Raw genomic sequence first — 19,154 nt, forward strand, 5'->3', positions numbered from 1 at the left:
GATGCTCCTATGGAAGTCAAGCTGTGTTGAGTGCGGCGAAGTCGGCCATTAGTGCGGCGTGGACTTCGCGGACGATGTAGCGCTTGAGGCAGCGCATGATTTCGATCTTGGCGAGACCTTGTTTGGTGCGTCGTTGCACGTAGTCACGGGTGCGCGGGTCGTAACGCATGCGGGTTAACGCGATCGTGTAGAGAGCGTTGTTGGCTGCTCGGTCGCCGCCGCGGTTGAGGCGGTGGCGGTCGGTGCGTCCCGAGCTGGCGGGAATCGGCGCGGCGCCGCACAGGTGAGCGAGGGCGGCTTCGGAGCGCAGCCGGTCGGGGTTGTCGCCGGCGGTGGCTAGGAGTTGCCCTGCGACCTCAGGTCCGACGCCGTAGAGCGCGCTCAGGCGTGGGGCAGTCTTTGCCACTGCCGGGCGCAGCCGCCGGTCGGCCAGGGCAATCTCGGTGTAGAGGGCCTGCACTCGGGTGGCGACCGCGCGTAGCGCGGCTCTGGTCGCGTGGACAGGGTCGGTCAGGGCGGTGTCGTCGATCGTCAGGCTCGCGCAGGTGGTGATCAGCGCGGGTCTGGGCAGCCCTGCCAGGCTGCTGCGCACGGCATCGGGCGCTGACGTGATCAGGCCGTGGAGCTGGTTGAGGGCAGCGGTGCGGGCCTTGACCGCGCCCCGGCGGGCCACGCGCAGCGCTCGGATGGCCTCGACCGGTCCAGTGCGGGTCTTGGGTGTGCCGGCGGCCTGCCCGGACAGGGCCGCGCGGGCGGCGGCGACCGCGTCGATCGGGTCGGACTTACCTTTGCTGCGGCGGGTCTTGCGATCGGGCCGGTCGACCTCGACCAGGCAAACACCTTCGCCGGCCAGATATCGGGCCAGTCCTGCGCCGTAGGTGCCGGTGCCTTCCACTCCCACCTTGATCAGCCGGCCGAACGACCGCAGCCAGGCCAGCAGCACCCGATAGCCGGCCGGCGTCGCGGTGAACTGCTGATCTCCCAGTACGCGGCCGGCCTGATCGACGACAGCGGCGTGATGAGTCTTGCCGTGGGTGTCTATCCCACCCGTGACCGGGCGCTTCTTGGCTGCCATGCTGAACTCGTCGTCCCTCTCGCTCGCACCGAACAGGGTCGGCACGCACCCGCCGGGCAGGCGGACAAGACAGTGACGGGGCCTCTCGCACAGGCTCCTATGAAGTCACGAACGCCCAGCCAGTGACGTGCAGGAGCGGTCACCCGGACAGTCGACAGATCCAGCGAAGGACAGCAACCGTCGGTCAGCGCAAGGGTCAGACAGCCGGGTGACCGCTCCTACATCCTCACTGTCAGCGCAGCGCGGCGAGTTTCGCGTCGACGGTGTCGGTGCCGGCTTCCGCCAGCGACGCGAGGATGTCCCGCGCCTGCTGCCACACCTGGCGGGCCGACCCGGCGTCGCCGGCGGCGAGGTGCGCGTCGCCGAGACTGACCAACGCGTCCGCCTCCAACTGCCGGTGGCCGATCTCGCGGCGCAGGCGGACGGCGTGCCGATAGCAGCCGACCGCGTCGGGGAACGCGTCGAGCTGGAGGTGGGCGTGGCCGAGACTGGCCCAGGTGATGGCCTGGCCGAGCACGTTTCCGGCGGACGTGAACAGGGCCAGGGCCTGCTCGCAGCTCTCGATCGCGGCCCGGTGATCGCCGAGCTGCGCGTGGGACCAGCCGACCGCGTTGAGCGCGAACGCCTGGCCGGTGACGTGCCCGGCCCGGCGGTGCAGGCGCAGCGCCTCCCGGGCGTGGGCGAGCGCCTGCTCGGGCTGGCCGGTCCGGTCGTGGATCCACCCGAGGTTGAGTTCGACCCGGGCCTGCCCGGCGAGGTCGCCCAGCCGCCGGTACCTCTCGTACGCCGACTCCAGGTGGTGCCGCGCGTCGGCGAGCCGGTCCCGCGAGATGCCGGCGAAGCCGAGCACCCCGTGGGCGTACGCCTCCAGCCGGTCGTCGCCCAGCCGCTCGGCGGCCGACAACGCCGCCCGCAGGCTGCCGGTCCAGTCCTCCCAGTAGCCGCGCTGGTTGAGGTAGGTGGTGATCGCCCAGGCGAGGTGACAGGTGTGCCGGTCGAAGCCGTGGCCGCCCGCCAGCCGCAGCGCCGAGAGCAGCACCGGGCGCTCCTCGGTGAACCACCACAGGGCCTGGTCCCGATCGGCCAGGGGCACCGGCGTGACCCCGGGTCCGGGCGGGTCGACCGGGAGCCGGTCCCGCTGCGGGTAGACCAGCTCGTCGGCGGCGTACGCCACGGTCAGGTAGTGGTCGAGCAGCCGGGCCCGGGCCGCGTGCCGGTCGGCCTCGCCGTCCTCGGCCGCCGTCAGCTCCGCGGCGTACGCGCGGAGCAGGTCGTGGCAGGTGAACCGGCCGGGGCGGTGTTCGGTGAGCAGGTGCGCGCGGGTCAGCGCGGCCAGGTCGCGGCGGGTCTGGGCGGGCGCGGTCCCGGCGAGGCTGGCCGCCGCCGGCAGCGTGAAGTCCGGGCCCGGATGGACGCTGAGCAGCCGGAACAGCCGGGCGGTGCCCGCGTCGAGGGTCCGGTACGACCAGGACATCACCCGCCGCAGGTCGGTGACGGGCTCGCCGCCGTCGAAGGCGTCCAGCCGTCCGGCGACCGGGTGGAGTTCCGCCGCCAGTTCGGCCAGCCGGAAGCCGGGGTGTACGGCGGCGCGGGCGGCCACCACGGACAGCGCCAGGGGCAACCCGGCGGAGGCGAGGACGATGGCGTCGACCGCGTCGGGCTCGGCGGTGACCCGCTGCGCGCCGAGGCGCCGGCTGAGCAGTTCGCGGGCCTCGGCGCCCGACATGACGTCCAGGGTGACCGGCTGGGCGCCGTTCACGCTGACCAGGCCCAGGAACTGGGCCCGGCTGGTGACCAGGACGAAGCAGCCCGGCGCGCCCGGCAGCAGCGGGCGTACCTGGTCGGCGTCGCCGGCGTTGTCCAGGACGACGAGCACCCGCCGGCCGCTGAGCAGGCTGCGGTAGCGGGCGACCTGCTCGGCCAGGCCGGCGGGCGGGCGCTCACCCGCTCCGGCGAGCGCGTTGACGAACCCGGCGAGCGCCGTACCGGGGCTCACCGGCGTGCCGGCGGGGTCGAAGCCGCGCAGGTCGACGTGGAGCTGGCCGTCGGGGAAGTGCGCGGCGACGCGGTGCGCCCAGTGCACCGCGAGCGCGGTCTTGCCGACCCCGGCGGTGCCGGAGACGACCGCGAGTCCCATCGCGGTCGGCTGGTCCGCCGCCCGAGTCAGGATCTCGTCGAGGCGGGCCAGCGCGCCGGCCCGGCCGACGAACCCGAAGCCGTCCGCGGGCAGTTGCGCCGGCACGGCGCCGCCGTCGGCCGACGCCGACGACCCGGCGAGGAACCGTTCCCGTTCCGGCCCGTGCAGCGCCAGGGCGTCGGCCAGCAGCATCATCGTCGCCGGTCGGGGGCGCGCGATCCGACCCGCCTCCAGGTCCCGGACGTGCCGGACCGACAGCCCCGCCTTCTCGGCCAGCGCCTCCTGCGTCAGCGCGCAGCGCCGGCGCAGCTCCCGTACGGCCTCTCCGAACACGGGGATGACGGTATCGACGGCGATCGGTGCGGGCAGTCGGGCATGCGACGCCGGCGGGTCAGGCGTCTCTCGGGCGGTCGCGGTCCTTGGACGGCTGGACGCGTTTCGGCTCGCCGGGCATCTTCGGGTATTCCGGCGGGTAGGGCAGGTCGCCGAGGCCGTCGGCGGCGTCGCGCTCGGCCCACTCCAGCAGCGGGGTGAGGTCCCACGGGGCGTCGTCGATGCCGGCGTGCGGGTCGCCCCGCTCGGCGAGGCGGGCCGGCACCGTGCCCAGGTGGAAGTCGTCCGGGTCGACGTCGGTCAGCTCGTCCCAGTCGACCGGGGTGGAGACGGTGGCCCGGGCGTTGGCGCGCAGCGAGTAGGCGCAGGCGATGGTGCGGTCCCGCGCGGTCTGGTTGAAGTCGACGAAGACCCGGCGGCCCCGCTCCTCCTTCCACCAGGCGGTGGTGATCAGCTCGGGCCGGCGGCGCTCCAGCTCCCGGGCCAGCGCGATGGTGGCCCGGCGCACCTCGACGAACGTCCAGCGCGGCTGGATGCGCAGGTAGACGTGCACGCCCCGACCGCCGGAGGTCTTCGGCCAGCCCGGCACGCCCAGCTCGTCGAGCAGGGCGCGCAGCTCGCCGGCCGCGGTCACCGCGTCGGCGAAGTCGGTGCCGGGCTGCGGGTCCAGGTCGACGCGCAGCTCGTCCGGGCGGTCGGTGTCGCCGGCGCGCACCGGCCACGGGTGGAAGACCACGGTGCCCATCTGCGCCGCCCAGGCCACGTGGGCCAGGTCGGCCGGGCAGAGCTCGTCGGCCTTGCGGCCGCTGGGGAAGCTGATCTCCGCCGTCGAAACCCACGGGGGTACGCCGCGCGTCGGCACCCGCTTGGAGAAGAACATCTCCCCCTCGACGCCGTCGGGGAAGCGTTGCAGGGTGGTGGGCCGGTCGCGCAGCGCGCGCATGATGCCCTCGCCCACGGCGAGGTAGTAGTGGAAGACGTCCGCCTTGGTGAAGCCGCGCTGCGGGAAGATCACCCGGTCCGGGCTGCTCAGTCGCACGGCCCGGCCGTCGACCTCGATCTCCTCGACGGCGCTTCTGCTGCCCGCCATCAGGCGACCATATGCGATGGCACCGACAGTCGACGTACCGTTGGGGCGTGAGTCTTTCCGACAGCGAACTGCCCCGCACCGAGGACGAGTGGCGGGTCCGGCTGAGCCCGGAGGAGTTCCGGGTGCTGCGCCAGGCCGGCACCGAGGCGCCCTGGACCGGCGAGTACGTCGACACCAAGACGCCCGGCGTCTACCACTGCCGGGCCTGCGGGTTGGAGCTGTTCCGCAGCCAGGACAAGTTCGACTCGCACTGCGGGTGGCCGAGCTTCGACGACGCCATCCCGGGTGCGGTCAAGGAGATCCCCGACAACACGCTCGGCATGCGGCGGGTGGAGATCCGCTGCGCGCGCTGCGACAGCCACCTGGGGCACGTCTTCGAGGGCGAGGGCTTCACCCCGAAGGACACCCGGCACTGCGTCAACTCGGTCTCGGTCCGGTTGGAGCCGAGCGCCGGCTGACCGGGTCACAGGCGCAGCAGGCCGCCGGTCTCGTCGACGTGGTCGGCGGCCTCGTCGTCCAGCCACACCCCGCCGGTGGCGAGGTAGCGGAAGTGGTGGTCGCCCGGGCCGAGCCGGACGGTCACAGTCCGGGTGCCGTCGCGGCGGGGCACCAACTCGTGCCGGCCGGGCTGCCAGCCGTTGAAGCAGCCGACCACGCTGACCGTGCCGGCCGGCGCGTCCCGGGGCAGGCTGAAGGTGACTCGGGTCTGGGTGCCGAAGAGCTTGTTGCGCTTGATCACGGGTCCTCCGGGGGTTGCTCGGCGGTCGTCACCGGGGTCAACGCGCGACACGCCGGGTGCGACTCGCCGTCGGGCCGGACCAGGTTCGCCGGTTCCGGTTGCTCGCGCGTGTCCGCGGTACGACCCTGGGATGACAGGTCCGTTTTCGGGGGGTTTCGTATGGCAACGTGTGAGGTCTGCGGCAACGACTACTGGATGGCGTTCGAGGTGCGCACGGTCGACGGGGCCCGGCACACGTTCGACTGCTTCGAGTGCGCCGTGCACAAGATGGCCCCGATCTGCGAGCACTGCCAGACCAAGATCGTCGGGCACGGCGTGGAGGTCTCCGGCCGCTTCTTCTGCTGCGCCCACTGCGCCCGCGCGGTCGAGGGCGACCAGGGCGCCGAGATCCGCGACGCGGTCGGGGCCCGTCCCGCCTGAGCCGCCGCACACCGGCCCGGGTCGGAGCCGCCCCGCTGTTGCCGCCTAGCCTGTCGGGATGCCCGTCGAGTCCCACCTGGCCGGCTTCGCCGAGCTGGACACCCGCACGTTCCACGACCTGCTCCGGCTGCGCATCGACGTGTTCGTGGTCGAGCAGTCCTGCCCGTACCCGGAACTCGACGGCCGGGACGTCGAGCCCGGCACCCGGCATCTCTGGCTGACCCGGGACGGCGCCGTGGTGGCGTACCTGCGGATCCTGGCCGACCCGGACGGCGTGGCGCGGATCGGTCGGGTGGTGGTGGCGCCGGCGGCCCGCGGCGCGGGCCTGGCCGGTGCGCTGATGACCGAGGCGCTCGCCGTGGTGGGTGACCGGCCGTGCGTGCTGGACGCGCAGACGCACCTGGTGCCGTTCTACGCCGGGCTCGGCTTCGCGGTCGACGGCCCCGGTTACGTCGAGGACGGGATCCCGCACACCCCGATGCGCCGGAATCCCAACTAATTGACGTTTGTCACTTTCTGTGGCAGCGTGCGGACCGAGCCGCCACGCGGGAGAGGGCAACTCCCGAGAGTCCGGGCATCGTGCACCGACACCTCACCCGGAGGCTTCACATGTCCACTCCGTCCCGCCGACGCGTACCGCTCGCGGCGGCGATCCTCGGCGTCTGCGCGGTCGTCGCGGCGCTGCTCACCACCGCGTTCTCCGGCCCGGCCTCGGCGCACGGGTCCGTGGTCGACCCGGCATCCCGCAACTACGGCTGCTGGCAGCGCTGGGGCAGCGACTTCCAGAACCCGGCGATGGCCACCCAGGACCCCATGTGCTGGCAGGCCTGGCAGGCCGACCCGGCCGCCATGTGGAACTGGAACGGGCTGTTCCGTGAGGGCGTGGCCGGCAACCACCAGGGCGCCATCCCGGACGGCCAGTTGTGCAGCGGCGGCCGTACCTCCGCCGGTCGCTACAACGCACTCGACACGGTCGGCGCCTGGAAGACCACGTCGATCTCCAACAACTTCCGGATCAAGCTGTACGACCAGGCCAGCCACGGCGCCGACTACATCCGGGTGTACGTGACGAAGCAGGGCTTCAACGCGCTGACCTCGCCGCTGCGCTGGAGCGACCTGGAGCAGGTCGGCCAGATCGGCAACACCCCGGCCAGCCAGTGGACGCCGGAGACGTCGGGCGTGTCGATCCAGGTGCCGGCGAACGCACCGGGCCGCACCGGGCGGCACATCGTCTACACCATCTGGCAGGCCAGCCACCTGGACCAGTCCTACTACCTGTGCAGCGACGTCGACTTCGGCGGCGCCGGCCCGTCGCCGACGACCTCCCCGACCGCCTCGCCGACCGCGTCCCCCACCACGTCGCCGACCGCGAGCCCGACCCCGACGTCCACCCCGCCGTCGACGCCGAACCCGGCCGGCGGCTGCACCGCGACGTACCAGGTCACCGGCCAGTGGGGCGGCGGCTTCCAGGCCGAGGTGAAGGTGACCAACGGCAGCGGCTCGCCGATCCGCGGCTGGTCGGTGAGCTGGAACTACCAGAACGGCCAGCAGGTCAGCTCGGCGTGGAACGCCACGGTGACCACGAGCGGAACACTGGTCACGGCGCGGAACGTCGCCTACAACGGCGCGTTGTCGCCGGGGGCGAGCACGTCGTTCGGCTTCACCGGCACGTCGACCGGCACCAACCCGGTGCCCGGGATCCTCTCCTGCACCACCACCGCCTGACCCACCCACCCCCGCCCCGCCCGGTTAGGCGGGGGCCCCGCTTAACACGCGGTGTTAAGCGGGGCCCCCGCCTCTACCAAAAGCGTTAAGCGGGGCCCCCGCCTTTCACACCAGGCAGGTGACGATGTCGGCGATCGGGCGGCGGCGGCCGGTGTAGAACGGGACCTCCTCGCGCACGTGCCGGCGTGCCCGGGAGGCCCGCAGGTCACGCATCAGGTCGACGATCCGGTGCAGCTCGTCGGCCTCGAACGCCAGCATCCACTCGTAGTCGCCGAGCGCGAACGAGGCGACCGTGTTGGCCCGCACGTCCGGGTAGCCCCGGGCCATCTTCCCGTGCTCGGCCAGCAGCTCCCGCCGCTCGGCGTCGGGCAGCAGGTACCACTCGTAGGAGCGCACGAACGGGTAGACGCAGAGGTAGGGGCGCGGCTCCTCGTCGGCCAGGAACGCCGGGATGTGGCTGCGGTTGAACTCCGCCGGCCGGTGCAGCGCCATCTGCGACCAGACCGGGGTGAGCGCCCGGCCCAGCGTGGTGCGGCGGAACCGCAGGTACGCGTCCTGCAGCGCGTCGCTGGACTCCGCGTGCCACCAGATCATCAGGTCGGCGTCGGCGCGCAGCCCGGCCACGTCGTACGTGCCCCGGACCGTCACGTCCTTGCCGGCCAGCTCGGCGAAGAGCGACTCGACCTCGTCGACGACGTTCTCCCGCAGCGACGGCAGCGGGCTGGTGGCCCGGTACACCGACCACATGGTGTAGCGGATGGTGTCGTTCAGCTCCCGCAGCCGCGCCGCGTTGGTCTGCTCGGTCATGCTGCCGATCCTCCCAGTGCCGTGATGATCTCTTCGGCCGCCGTCTCGCCGGAGCGGACGCAGACCGGGATGCCTACCCCGTCGTAGCCGGCCCCGGCCAGGGCCAGCGTCGGGTGGACGCCGCGCAGCGCGGTCCGGGCCGCCGCCACCCGCGCGGCGTGCCCGGGCGTGTACTGCGGCAGCGCGCCGCCCCACCGCTGCACGTGCCGGGCCACCGGCTCGGGCAGCGCCGTACCCAGCGCCGCCGACAGTTCCCGGCGTACGGTGGCGGCCAGGTCGTCGTCGGTGAGCTGGAGCGAGGTCTCGTCGCCGTAACGGCCCACCGAGGCGCGGACCAGCGCCAACCCGTCGGGCCGGCGCAGGTGCCCCCACTTGGTGGTGAAGAACGTCGCCGCCTTGATCAGCAGGCCCTCCCCGGCCGGCACCAGGAAACCGGACAGCTCCGGCAGGGCCGGGCCGGGCAGCGCGAGCGTGACCAGCGCGACGCTGGCGTAGTCCAGCCCGCCCACGGTGTCCGCCACCTCGGCGGCCGCACCGGCGAGCAGCCGGGCCGCCGGCCGGGCCGGCACCGCCAGCACCACCGCGTCGGCGTCCACCAGCTCGGGATCGCGGGTCGGCCCGACGGTGAGCCGCCAGCCGGTCGGGGTGCGCCGCAACTCCCGCACCGCGGCGTCGCGGCGGATCGTCGCCCCGCTCGCCGTCGCCGCCGCCTCGACGAGCGTGCTCAGGCCGCCGGCCAGGGTGCCGAAGACCGGCGCGCCGGGCGCGCGCGGCGCGGCGGCCTGCGCGGCGCGTACCGCGCCGACGAGCGTGTGCTCGGCGCGTGCCGCGCGGGCCAGCGCCGGCATGGTGGTGACCAGCGACAGGTCGTCGGCCCGGCCGGCGTAGACACCGCCGAGCATCGGGTCGACCAGGCGGTCCACCACGGCGTCGCCGAGCCGCTCCCGGACCAGCCGGCCGACCGCCAGGTCCTCCCCCGGGGCCAGCAGCGGGCGGCCCGCGTCCCGGTCGGCGTCCGCCGCCGGCCGCGCCACCGCCGCCACCTTCTCCAGATCCCCGGGTACGCCGACGAGCGTGCCGCCCGGAACCGGGCGCAGCCCGCCGTCGACCAGCAGGGCGGCCTGCCCGACGGTCGGGTGCACGATCCGGGCGTCGAGGTCGAGCCGGCGGGCCAGGGTCACCGCCGCCGACTCCCCGCCGGCCGGGTCACGCATCAGGAACGACTCGGCCCCGAACTCGACCGGGCCGCCGGCCAGCTCACCCGTGCGCAGCTTGCCGCCGAGGCGGCCGGACTGCTCGTACACGGTGATCTCGGTGCCGGCGGGGGCGCGGTCGCGCAACCGGACGGCGGCGGCCAGCCCGGTGATCCCGCCGCCGACGATCGCCACCCGCCACGGTCGCGCCACGACGACGCCCCTAGCGGGCCGGTCGCGCGGACAGCTCGTGCACCAGCGCGACCACCCGGGTCAGCACGTCGGGGTCGGTCTCCGGCAGGACGCCGTGGCCGAGGTTGAACACGTGGCCGGGCGCGGCCCGACCCTGCTCGACGATCCGCCGCACCTCGGCCTCCACCACCGGCCGGGGCGCGAGCAGCACGGTCGGGTCGAGGTTGCCCTGCACCGCCTTGTCCGGGCCGATCCGGCCGGTGGCGACGTCCAGCGGCGTACGCCAGTCGACGCCGACCACGTCGGCGCCGGCCTCGCCCATCGCGGCCAGCAGCTCGCCGGTGCCCACCCCGAAGTGGATCCGCGGCACGCCGGCGTCAGCGAGCCCGCCCAGCACGTACGACGAGTGCGGCATGACGAAGCGGCGGTAGTCGGCCTCGGAGAGCGCGCCGGCCCACGAGTCGAAGAGCTGCACGGCGGAGACGCCCGCGTCGATCTGCACCCGCAGGAAGGAGAGCGTCACCTCGGCCAGCCGGGCGCAGAGCGCGTGCCACAGGTCGGGGTCGCCGTGCATCATCGCCTTGGTCTTCGCGTGGGTCCGCGACGGCCCGCCCTCGACCAGGTAGCTCGCGAGGGTGAACGGCGCGCCGGCGAACCCGATCAGCGGGGTGTCGCCCAGCTCGGCGACGAGCAGCCGGACCGCCTCGTCCACGTAGGACACCTCGTCGCGGCCGATCGGGGCGATCCGCTCGACGTCGGCGGCGGTGCGCACCGGCTCGGCCACCACCGGCCCGGTGCCGGGCACGATGTCCAGGTCGATCCCGGCCGCCGCCACCGGCACCACGATGTCGCTGAACAGAATCGCCGCGTCCACCCCGTGCCGGCGGACCGGCTGGAGGGTGATCTCGGTGACCAGTTCGGGCCGGCGGCAGGACTCCAGCATCGGCACGCTGGCCCGGATCTCGCGGTACTCCGGCAGCGACCGGCCGGCCTGGCGCATGAACCAGACCGGGGTGTGCGGCACCGGCTCCCGCCGGCAGGCGCGCACGAAGGGCGAGTCGGCCGGCCGGCCCCGGCGGGGTTCTCCGTCTCGGGCGGCAGTGCCCGTGGTGTCCGTGCTCATCGCGGCAATCGTGCCACGGGTCCGGACCACACCCACCCGCACCGCCCCCATTTGTGACGTAGAAGGAGGGGCCCCCGCTTAACGCTTCCGGTAGAGCAGGGGCCCCCGCTTAACACCCGGCCCCGCGACGCGCCCGGCGCGCCCTCACCCACCGCACGGCGCAGGCGGCATAGGCTGCCGGCATGGCCCCCCCGATCGCGCTCCCGGAAACGTTCGCTCGCGCGGTCGCGGGGCTGCGGTCGGCCACACCCCGCCCGGAGATCGTGCTGGAGGAGGTGGGCGCTCCGCAGCGGCTGGCCCCGTACGCGTTCGCCCTCTCCGCGGCGGTCCTGCGCGACGACGACGAGGTGGCCACCGGCCGGCTGATCCTGCTGCACGACCCGGCCGGGCACGAGGCCTGGCAGGGCACCCTGCGGCTGGTCACCTACGTCACCGCCGAGCTGGAGGTCGACCTGGCCAGCGATCCGCTGCTGCCCGGCGTGGGCTGGACCTGGCTGACCGACGCGCTGGCCGCGCAGGGCGCCGGGCACCGGGCGATCGGCGGCACGGTCACCCAGACGCTCTCCACCCGGTTCGGCGAGCTGGCCGGGCCGCCGGCGGCCGGTGACATCGAGATCCGCGCCTCCTGGACGCCGCTGCGGGCGGACCTGGGCCCGCACCTGCTGGGCTGGTGCACGCTGCTGGCCTCCACGGCCGGCCTGCCCCCGCCCGGGGTGACCGCGCTGCCCACCCGCCGCTCCGCCGGCGCCGCCTGACCCCACCCCACCCCACCCCCCCCCGCCCCACCCGGCCGGACGCCGTCGATCATGAAGTTGGCGGCGGTCGTAGAGATCCAGAACGCCGCCAACCTCATGATCGACCGGGGAGAGGCTCAGACGTAGTTCTCGGCCTCGTCGCAGATCTTGTCCAGCCCCTTGTTTGCCGCCTCGAAGGCCGCCCGGTCACCGCGCGACGCGGCCGCGATGGCGGTGGTCAGCTTGTCCAGGCAGCTCGCGATGACCTTCTTCTGCCGGGTCTGCTCGTCCCGGTCGTTCTTGGTGCCGGTCAGGTCCTGCTGGGTGTCGGCCAGCCGGTCCTGGATCGTCTTCATCTCACCCCGCAGCTTCTCCAACTCCCGCTGGTTCGCCGCGATGGTGCCGTCACGCTGGCTGACCTGCCGCTCGGCCTTGTCGAGCTTGCCGTTGGTGGTGACGTAGAGGCCGGTCATCACGCCGCCGAGCACGAAGAGCAGCCCGGCCACGAGGGCGAGGACCAGCGTGGTCCGTCCCCGGCCACCGCCGGCCGGCGCGGGTGCGGGCGCGCCGTACCCGTCCGGCCCGTACGGCGGGCCGGGCGGCCCGGACATCGGCTGCGACCCGAAGCCTCCGCCGGCGGCCGGCGGGGCCGACATCGGCTGCCCGCCGTAGCCGGGAGCGGAGCCGGGCGGGACGGACGCCGGCGGATAGCCGCCACCCGAGACCGGCGGATAACCGGCACCGGAGACCGGCGGGGCCGACATCGGCGCGCCGGGCGCGGGGACCGGGGCGGCGCCCGGCGTGTACTGGCCCGGCACGGGCGGCTGCGGCCGGGTGGGGTCGGGCTGCGCCGGGCCGTACGACGGGGGCGTGGGCCGGCTGCCGTACGGGTTGCCGTACACCGTGCCGCCCGGCGGCTGGTGGTCACCCGCTCCGGTCGGTGGCTGGGACATGTCGTTCCTCCAGATGTGCTGGTCCCCCGCGGGGTGGCCCGACGGGCCGGGGTCGAGGCGGCGCGGTCGGTCCGCCGCTCAGCAGAGTTCGAACCGGTCGCAGGCCGTCTTGATCGGCACCGCCAGCCCGATGCCCTCGGCGTCGCGTGCCTTGGCCGTGGCGATGCCGACGACCTCCTTCGAGCCGTTGATCACCGGACCGCCGGAGTTGCCGGGGTTGATCGGCGCGTCGAACTGGATGACCGGGCCGGAACCGCCCTCGTCCTGCCGGAAGGCGCTCACCACGCCGGTGGTGACGCTGTCCTGCAACCCGAGCGGGGCGCCCACCACCACGATCTGCTGGCCGGACTTGACCGGGGTGCGCGCCGCGACCAGCCCGCCGAACTTCGCGGTGGTGCGTAGCTGCGCCAGGTCCTTGTCCTTGTCGGTGGCGACAATGGTCGCCTCGAACCGCTGGTCCTTGCGCTCCAGGAACACCTTGCGCTCACCGGCGGCGAAGACCGACTCCACCACGTGGAAGTTGGTCAGCAGCGTGGTGCCGCCGCCGGACGGGGCCTTGCCGATCGCGAACGCGGTGCCGGTGAACTGACCGGCCCGCACCCGGAACACGCTGGGCAGCACCGCGCTCGCCACCGCCTCGGGATTGAAGGCGGCGCCGGCCTGCTTCTCCAGGCTTCCGGCGCGCTGTTCGAGCCCGTCGAGCCGGCGGGCGTCCGCGCCCTGCCCCTCGGCCGCCCGCCGGTCGGCGGTGGCGAGCCGGTCGTCCAGCCGGTGGATCTGGTACGCCTGCACGCCGGTGACCACGGCCAGCACGCCGGCCAGCGCCAGCGCGAGCACCGCCGGCCAGCCGCGGCGGCCGGACGGGCCGGGGCGTACGCCGGGCGGCGGCGCGCCGAACCCCGGCTGGCCGTGGCCGGCGGTGGTCTGGCTCGGGTAGGCCGGGCCCGAGATCGGCTGGCCCGGGAACGCCGGGCCGGACACCGGCGGCCCGGGGTACGGGGAGGCCGACGCCGGCGGGCCCCCGGGGGCGGGCGGTGCCGGATACGACGAACCTGACGTGGACGCGCCGGCATGGGCCGGTCCCGACGCCGGCTGACCCGGGTAGGACGGACCCGACGCCGGCTGACCGGGGTAGGACGAGCCCGACGACTGACCGGGGTAGGACGAGCCCGACGACTGACCGGGGTAGGACGAGCCCGACGACTGACCAGGGTAGGACGAGCCCGACGACTGACCCGGAATCGACGACCCCGGCACGGACTGGCCCGGGTAGGACGAGCCCGACGCCGGCTGGCCCGGGTAGGAGGACGAGCCCGGGTAGGACGGGCCGGAGTTCGGTTGGGCCGGCACGACCGGCGCCGCCGCGCGCGCGGCGGCGGCGGCGTGGGACGGTGGGCCGGCGGCGTCGGACCGGGCCGGGTACGTCGCGCCGAAGGCTGCCGGGGGCTGGGGCGCGCCGGGCTGGCCGGCGCCGAACGTCGGGTACGACGGGTGACCCGTGCCCGGTGCGGCGATGCGCGGCGGCAGGGGCCCCGGCCGGTCGGCCGTTCCGTCGCCGTCCCGCCCCGGCACGCCCTCGCCGGTTCCGTAGCCGCCTGCCATGATCGTCCGTCCTCCCCGCCGGCCGCGCCGGCGCACCGACCGTTGCCCGGTCGCCCCCGCGCCGCTCACGGCTCGATGGACCGTACCGGCGGGAACGGGGTTTGTCTCCCCCGTTGTCCGACCCTCTCACCCCCGCGCAACCCGCCTCGTTCCGGACACCTGACGGACATCTCGTCGACACGCGCCGGACCGGCTGCGCGCACCGGATCGTCCGGCCCACTAGGGTTGTCAGGTGACCGACGAACCACCCCTGCGCCGTCGGGCCGCCGAAAGCCGTACGGGAGAGGTGTCTCCGCATCCGTCGTCGGCCGTGCCGGAGCCGGCGGACGCGGGGACCGAGACCGACACGGGCGCCGCCGTCCCGCTGACCGCGCCGCGCGACGGCACCCCCGCGCCGGTGGCCTCCTCGACCGAGCTCGACGAGGTGGTGGCCCGCTTCGCGGCCGGCACCGGCCCGGTGGCCCTGGACGCCGAACGCGCCTCCGGATACCGCTACAGCCAGCGCGCCTACCTGGTGCAGTTGCGTCGCGCCGGCGCCGGCACCGCGCTGGTCGACCCGCTGCCGCTGCCCGACCTGTCCGCCCTCGACGCGGCGATCGCCGAGGCCGAGTGGGTGCTGCACGCCGCCAGCCAGGATCTCGCCTGCCTGGCCGAGCTGGGGCTGCGCCCGCGCCGGCTGTTCGACACCGAACTGGCCGCCCGGCTGGCCGGTTTCGAGCGGGTCGGCCTGGCCGCGCTGACCGAACAGCTCCTCGGCTTCAGCTTGGAGAAGCACCACTCGGCCGCGGACTGGTCGAGCCGGCCGCTGCCGGAGTCCTGGCTGACGTACGCGGCGCTGGACGTGGAGCTGCTGGTCGACCTGCGCGACGCGCTCGACGAGGAGCTGGACCGGCAGGGCAAGTCCGGTTGGGCGGCGGAGGAGTTCGCCGCGCTGGTGCGTAACGGCGCCCGCCCGCCGCGGGTGCGCGCCGAGCCGTGGCGACGCACGTCCGGGATCCACCGGGTCCGCGGCGCGCGCGCCCAGGCGCGGGTCCGGTCCCTCTGGTACGCCCGGGACCAGATCGCCGCGCGGCGCGACGCCGCGCCGGGTCGGGTGCTGCCGGACTCGGCCATCGTGGCGGCCGCCGAGCTGGATCCGAAGGACGAGAAGACGCTGCTGACCCTCCCCGGGTTCGGGGGGCGCTCGGTGCGCCGGCTGGCGCGTACCTGGTTGGCGGCGTTGGACGACGCACGCCAACTGCCGGACGACGCGTTGCCGGCGAGCCCGACGGTGGAGGGTCCGCCCCCGCCGCACCGGTGGGCCGAGCGCGACCCGGTCGCGGCGGGCCGGCTGGCCCGCTGCCGGGAGGTGGTGGTGGGCACCGCCGCGGCGCACCGGCTGCCGGCGGAGAACCTGATCACGCCGGACTCGATCCGCCGGTTGGCCTGGCAGCCGCCGGAGGAGATCAGCGACGGGACGGTGGCGGAGACGCTGCGCGCGCTGGGTGCCCGGGAGTGGCAGCTCGGCCTGCTCCTGCCCGCGCTCACCGAGGCGTTGCGCCCGCCCGCACCCTGACCCGGGGCCGGACGGGGTGTGGGGTGGGCCACACGGGGGGTGGTGACGCGTTTGGTTACTGGCGAGTAGCATCCGGAGAAATGGCCAGTGCCGAGGGAGGCTCCCAGTGCCCCGTGAAGTTCGAGATGTCGTCTTTGTCGACGGCGTCCGTACCCCGTTCGGCAAGGCGGGTGGGATGTACGGCAACACCCGCGCCGACGACCTGGTGATCCGCTGCATCCGCGAGCTGATGCGCCGCAACCCGCAGCTTCCGCCGGAGAAGGTGGAGGAGGTGGCGATCGCCGCCACCACCCAGATCGGTGACCAGGGCCTGACCATCGGCCGCACCGCCGCCCTGCTGGCCGGCCTGCCGAAGACCGTGCCCGGCTTCGCCATCGACCGGATGTGCGCGGGCGCGATGACCGCCGTCACCACGGTGGCCTCCGGCATCGCCATGGGCGCCTACGACGTGGCCATCGCCGGCGGCGTCGAGCACATGGGCCGGCACCCGATGGGCGAGGGCGTCGACCCCAACCCGCGCATCGTCGCGGAGAAGCTGGTCGACCCGTCCGCCCTGGTGATGGGCGCGACCGCGGAGAACCTGCACGACCGCGTCCCGCACGTCACCAAGGAGCGCACCGACGCGTTCGCGCTCGCCTCCCAGCAGAAGACCGCCAAGGCGTACGCCAACGGCAAGCTCCAGGGCGACCTGGTGCCGGTCGCGATCCGCGACGACGAGGGCGGCTGGGGCCTGGCGACCGTGGACGAGGCGCCCCGGGACACCTCGATGGAGAAGCTGGCCGGGCTGAAGACCCCGTTCCGCCCGCACGGCAAGGTCACCGCGGGCAACGCGGCCGGCCTGAACGACGGCGCCACCGCCGCGCTGCTCGTCGCCGAGGAGACCGCCCGCGAGCTGGGCCTGCCGGTCGGCATGCGGCTGGTGTCGTACGGGTTCGTCGGCGTCGAGCCGGAGGTGATGGGCGTCGGCCCGATCCCGTCGACCGAGAAGGCGCTGCGCATCGCCGGCCTGAGCATCGACGACATCGGCCTGTTCGAGCTGAACGAGGCGTTCGCGGTGCAGGTGCTCGCGTTCCTCGACCACTTCGGCATCGCCGACGACGACCCCCGGGTCAACGCCTGGGGCGGCGCGATCGCCATCGGGCACCCGCTCGCGTCCTCCGGCGTCCGGCTGATGACGCAGCTCGCCCGGCAGTTCGCCGAGCACCCCGAGGTCCGCTACGGCCTCACCGCCATGTGCATCGGCATCGGCATGGGCGGCACGGTCATCTGGGAGAACCCGAACTGGAAGGGTGAGGACAAGTGAGTCTCGCCGCACCGAACGAGGTCGTCACCAAGGCGCTGCTGCGGCAGGTGAACGTACCGGGGCTGGACCGGCCCGCCGCACTGATCACCCTGGACAACGGCTTCGACCACACCAAGCCGAACAGCTTCGGCCCGGGCGGTCTGACCAGCCTGGACGAGGCGATCACCGCCGCCCTCGCGGCGAACCCGGCGTTCGTCGCGGTCACCGGCAAGCCGTACATCTTCTGCGTGGGCGCGGACATCACCAGCCTGCCGCAGCTCGAGAACCGCGAGCAGGCGCTGGAGGTCGGCCGCCTCGGCCACCGGGTCTTCGCCCGGCTCAAGGACAGCGACGTGCCGACGTTCGCGTTCGTCAACGGCGCGGCGATGGGCGGCGGCCTGGAGCTGGCGCTGCACTGCCACTACCGGACGCTGTCGGCGGGCGCGGCGGCCCTGGCGCTGCCCGAGGTCTCGCTCGGCCTGGTGCCCGGCTGGGGCGGCACCCAGCTCCTGCCGAACCTGATCGGCATCCCGGCCGCCACCCAGGTGATCCTGCAGAACCCGCTGATGCAGAACAAGATGCTCAAGCCGAAGCAGGCCGCCGAGATGGGCATCGCGGACGTGCTGCTGGCGCCGGCCGACTTCCTGGAGCGGTCGCTGGAGTGGGCCGCCAGCGTGGTCCGGGGCGAGGTCACGGTGACCCGTCCCGAGGTCGACAAGGACATGTGGGCGGGCGTGCTCTACTTCGCCCGGCAGACCCTCGACCAGCGGCTGCACGGCGCGGTCCCGGCCGCGTACAAGGCGCTGGACCTGCTGGAGACCGCGAAGGACGCCGACTTCGCCGCCGGCACCGCCGCCGAGGACGAGGCGCTGGCCGACCTGGTCTTCTCCGAGGAGCTGCGCAGCGGCCTGTACGCGTTCGACCTGGTGCAGCGGCGGGCCAAGCGTCCGGCCGGCGCGCCGGACAAGGGCATGGCCCGGCCGGTGACGAAGGTGGGCATCGTCGGCGCCGGCCTGATGGCCAGCCAGCTCGCGCTGCTGTTCGCCCGGCGGTTGCAGGTGCCGGTCGTCATGACCGACCTTGATCAGTCCCGGGTGGACAAGGGCGTCGGCTACGTGCACACCCAGATCGAGAAGGCCGTCAGCAAGGGCCGGATGGACAAGGGCACCGCCGCCAAGCTGTACGGCCTGGTGTCCGGCTCGGTCGACAAGTCGGTGTTCTCCGACGCCGACTTCGTCATCGAGGCCGTCTTCGAGGACCTGGGCGTCAAGAAGCAGGTCTGGGCCGAGCTGGAGAAGATCGTCAAGCCGGAGGCGGTGCTCGCCACCAACACCAGCTCGCTGTCGATCACCGAGATGGCGGCCGACCTGGAGCACCCGGAGCGGGTCGTCGGCTTCCACTTCTTCAACCCGGTCGCGGTGCTGCCGCTGCTGGAGATCGTCCGCGGCGAGCGGACCGACGACGCCACCCTCGCCACCGCGTTCGCGGTCGGCAAGCAGCTCAAGAAGTCGTCGGTGCTGGTCAAGGACGCCCCGGCGTTCGTCGTCAACCGGCTGCTGACCCGGTTCCTGGGCACCGTCTTCGCCGCCGTCGACGCCGGCACCCCGCTGGACGTGGCGAACAGCGCGCTGGACCCGCTGGGCCTGCCGATGCGTCCACTCGCGCTGCTCCAGCTCGTCGGGCCGGCCGTGGCGTACCACGTGGGCGGCACCCTGCACGAGGCGTTCCCGGACCGGTTCGACGTCAGCGAGAACCTCAGGCGGATCGCCGACTCGGGCCAGCCGATCGTGGTCGACGACCAGATCAACGACGAGGTGGCGAAGCTGCTGGTGGTCGGCGACCAGCCGCTCACCGCCGAGCAGGTGCGGCAGAACGCGCTGGACGCGCTGGCGCAGGAGATCCGGCTCATGCTCGACGAGGGCGTCGTCGCCGAGGCGCAGGACATCGACCTGTGCATGATCCTCGGCGCCGGCTGGCCGTTCCACCTGGGCGGCGTCACGCCGTACCTGGATCGGACCGGGACCTCCGAGCGGGTGACCGGCCGACGGTTCCTGCCGCGCGGCGCGGCCAGCCTGCGCTGACCGACGGGCCATCGATCGCGGTGGCCGTGCCGTCCGTTTCGGACGGTGCGGCCACCGCTTTCGTCGTTTCGGGCCCGGTCACGGAAGGGTCCCGGTTTCGTCACACCGGTCCC

At 74.0% G+C, this 19,154-nt stretch carries 17 protein-coding genes; 8 read left to right on the plus strand and 9 right to left on the minus strand.

What is annotated here, in order from left to right; translation table 11 throughout:
- Nucleotides 1-16: 16 nt before the first annotated feature.
- The 3 genes from H1D33_RS15960 to ligD form a co-directional block, all read right to left on the minus strand.
- Nucleotides 17-1,075, minus strand: a complete 1,059-nt coding sequence (locus H1D33_RS15960; protein WP_181569654.1) for an IS110 family RNA-guided transposase — start codon at nucleotides 1,073-1,075, stop codon at nucleotides 17-19.
- A 232-nt stretch (nucleotides 1,076-1,307) separates the two neighbouring features.
- Nucleotides 1,308-3,545, minus strand: coding sequence for an ATP-binding protein (locus H1D33_RS15965; protein ID WP_181572376.1), 2,238 nt, complete (start codon nucleotides 3,543-3,545; stop codon nucleotides 1,308-1,310).
- Nucleotides 3,546-3,603: 58 nt separating this feature from the next.
- The gene (ligD, locus tag H1D33_RS15970) at nucleotides 3,604-4,635 is read right to left on the minus strand and encodes a non-homologous end-joining DNA ligase (RefSeq protein ID WP_181572375.1); all 1,032 of its coding nucleotides are present in this window, start codon (nucleotides 4,633-4,635) and stop codon (nucleotides 3,604-3,606) included.
- Nucleotides 4,636-4,682: 47 nt separating this feature from the next.
- Between ligD and msrB the strand changes: the two genes are divergently transcribed.
- Nucleotides 4,683-5,093 (plus strand): peptide-methionine (R)-S-oxide reductase MsrB, encoded by a 411-nt coding sequence (gene msrB, locus H1D33_RS15975; protein WP_181572374.1) that lies wholly within the window; start codon nucleotides 4,683-4,685, stop codon nucleotides 5,091-5,093.
- Nucleotides 5,094-5,098: 5 nt separating this feature from the next.
- Here the strand turns inward: msrB and H1D33_RS15980 are convergent, their stop codons facing one another.
- Nucleotides 5,099-5,374, minus strand: coding sequence for an isoamylase early set domain-containing protein (locus H1D33_RS15980; protein ID WP_181572373.1), 276 nt, complete (start codon nucleotides 5,372-5,374; stop codon nucleotides 5,099-5,101).
- Nucleotides 5,375-5,533: 159 nt separating this feature from the next.
- Here H1D33_RS15980 and H1D33_RS15985 point away from each other — a divergent pair, with 159 nt between their 5' ends.
- From H1D33_RS15985 to H1D33_RS15995, 3 genes are all read left to right on the plus strand, one after another.
- Nucleotides 5,534-5,794 (plus strand): Prokaryotic metallothionein, encoded by a 261-nt coding sequence (locus tag H1D33_RS15985; protein WP_181572372.1) that lies wholly within the window; start codon nucleotides 5,534-5,536, stop codon nucleotides 5,792-5,794.
- Between the two features lie 58 nt (nucleotides 5,795-5,852).
- Complete coding sequence (locus tag H1D33_RS15990) at nucleotides 5,853-6,293, plus strand: GNAT family N-acetyltransferase (RefSeq protein ID WP_181572371.1); 441 nt, start codon at nucleotides 5,853-5,855, stop codon at nucleotides 6,291-6,293.
- Nucleotides 6,294-6,403: 110 nt separating this feature from the next.
- Nucleotides 6,404-7,519, plus strand: coding sequence for a lytic polysaccharide monooxygenase auxiliary activity family 9 protein (locus H1D33_RS15995; RefSeq protein WP_181572370.1), 1,116 nt, complete (start codon nucleotides 6,404-6,406; stop codon nucleotides 7,517-7,519).
- 105 nt (nucleotides 7,520-7,624) lie between these two features.
- Here H1D33_RS15995 and hemQ read toward each other — a convergent pair whose 3' ends face one another.
- The 3 genes from hemQ to hemE are packed head-to-tail and all read right to left on the minus strand — an operon-like array spanning nucleotide 7,625 to nucleotide 10,834.
- Entirely contained in the window at nucleotides 7,625-8,326 is a 702-nt protein-coding gene (hemQ, locus tag H1D33_RS16000) for a hydrogen peroxide-dependent heme synthase (protein ID WP_181572369.1), read from the minus strand.
- The gene (hemG, locus tag H1D33_RS16005; protein ID WP_181572368.1) at nucleotides 8,323-9,732 is read right to left on the minus strand and encodes a protoporphyrinogen oxidase; all 1,410 of its coding nucleotides are present in this window, start codon (nucleotides 9,730-9,732) and stop codon (nucleotides 8,323-8,325) included. The genes hemQ and hemG overlap by 4 nt, the downstream gene beginning before the upstream one ends.
- Before the next feature lie 10 nt (nucleotides 9,733-9,742).
- A complete protein-coding gene (hemE, locus tag H1D33_RS16010) occupies nucleotides 9,743-10,834 on the minus strand; it encodes a uroporphyrinogen decarboxylase (protein ID WP_181572367.1) in 1,092 nt (363 codons plus the stop codon).
- A 182-nt stretch (nucleotides 10,835-11,016) separates the two neighbouring features.
- Between hemE and H1D33_RS16015 the strand changes: the two genes are divergently transcribed.
- Nucleotides 11,017-11,589 carry a DUF3000 domain-containing protein gene (locus tag H1D33_RS16015; protein ID WP_181572366.1) on the plus strand — a complete coding sequence of 191 codons (573 nt, stop codon included), beginning with the start codon at nucleotides 11,017-11,019 and terminating at the stop codon, nucleotides 11,587-11,589.
- A gap of 116 nt (nucleotides 11,590-11,705) precedes the next feature.
- Here the strand turns inward: H1D33_RS16015 and H1D33_RS16020 are convergent, their stop codons facing one another.
- Together H1D33_RS16020 and H1D33_RS16025 are read right to left on the minus strand one after the other, a co-directional pair.
- Nucleotides 11,706-12,521 carry a hypothetical protein gene (locus H1D33_RS16020; RefSeq protein ID WP_181572365.1) on the minus strand — a complete coding sequence of 272 codons (816 nt, stop codon included), beginning with the start codon at nucleotides 12,519-12,521 and terminating at the stop codon, nucleotides 11,706-11,708.
- 78 nt (nucleotides 12,522-12,599) lie between these two features.
- Nucleotides 12,600-13,871 carry a S1C family serine protease gene (locus H1D33_RS16025; RefSeq protein WP_479686836.1) on the minus strand — a complete coding sequence of 424 codons (1,272 nt, stop codon included), beginning with the start codon at nucleotides 13,869-13,871 and terminating at the stop codon, nucleotides 12,600-12,602.
- Between the two features lie 484 nt (nucleotides 13,872-14,355).
- Here H1D33_RS16025 and H1D33_RS16030 point away from each other — a divergent pair, with 484 nt between their 5' ends.
- The 3 genes from H1D33_RS16030 (at nucleotide 14,356) to H1D33_RS16040 (ending at nucleotide 19,041) form a co-directional block, all read left to right on the plus strand.
- On the plus strand, nucleotides 14,356-15,678 hold the full coding sequence (locus tag H1D33_RS16030) for a ribonuclease D (protein ID WP_181572363.1): 1,323 nt from the start codon (nucleotides 14,356-14,358) through the stop codon (nucleotides 15,676-15,678).
- Between the two features lie 106 nt (nucleotides 15,679-15,784).
- Entirely contained in the window at nucleotides 15,785-16,981 is a 1,197-nt protein-coding gene (locus H1D33_RS16035; protein WP_181572362.1) for a thiolase family protein, read from the plus strand.
- On the plus strand, nucleotides 16,978-19,041 hold the full coding sequence (locus tag H1D33_RS16040) for a 3-hydroxyacyl-CoA dehydrogenase NAD-binding domain-containing protein (RefSeq protein WP_181572361.1): 2,064 nt from the start codon (nucleotides 16,978-16,980) through the stop codon (nucleotides 19,039-19,041). Before H1D33_RS16035 ends, H1D33_RS16040 begins: the two co-directional genes overlap by 4 nt.
- The last annotated feature ends 113 nt before the right edge of the window (nucleotides 19,042-19,154 follow it).

The organism is Micromonospora ferruginea (genome assembly GCF_013694245.2).
Lineage (GTDB): Bacteria > Actinomycetota > Actinomycetes > Mycobacteriales > Micromonosporaceae > Micromonospora > Micromonospora robiginosa.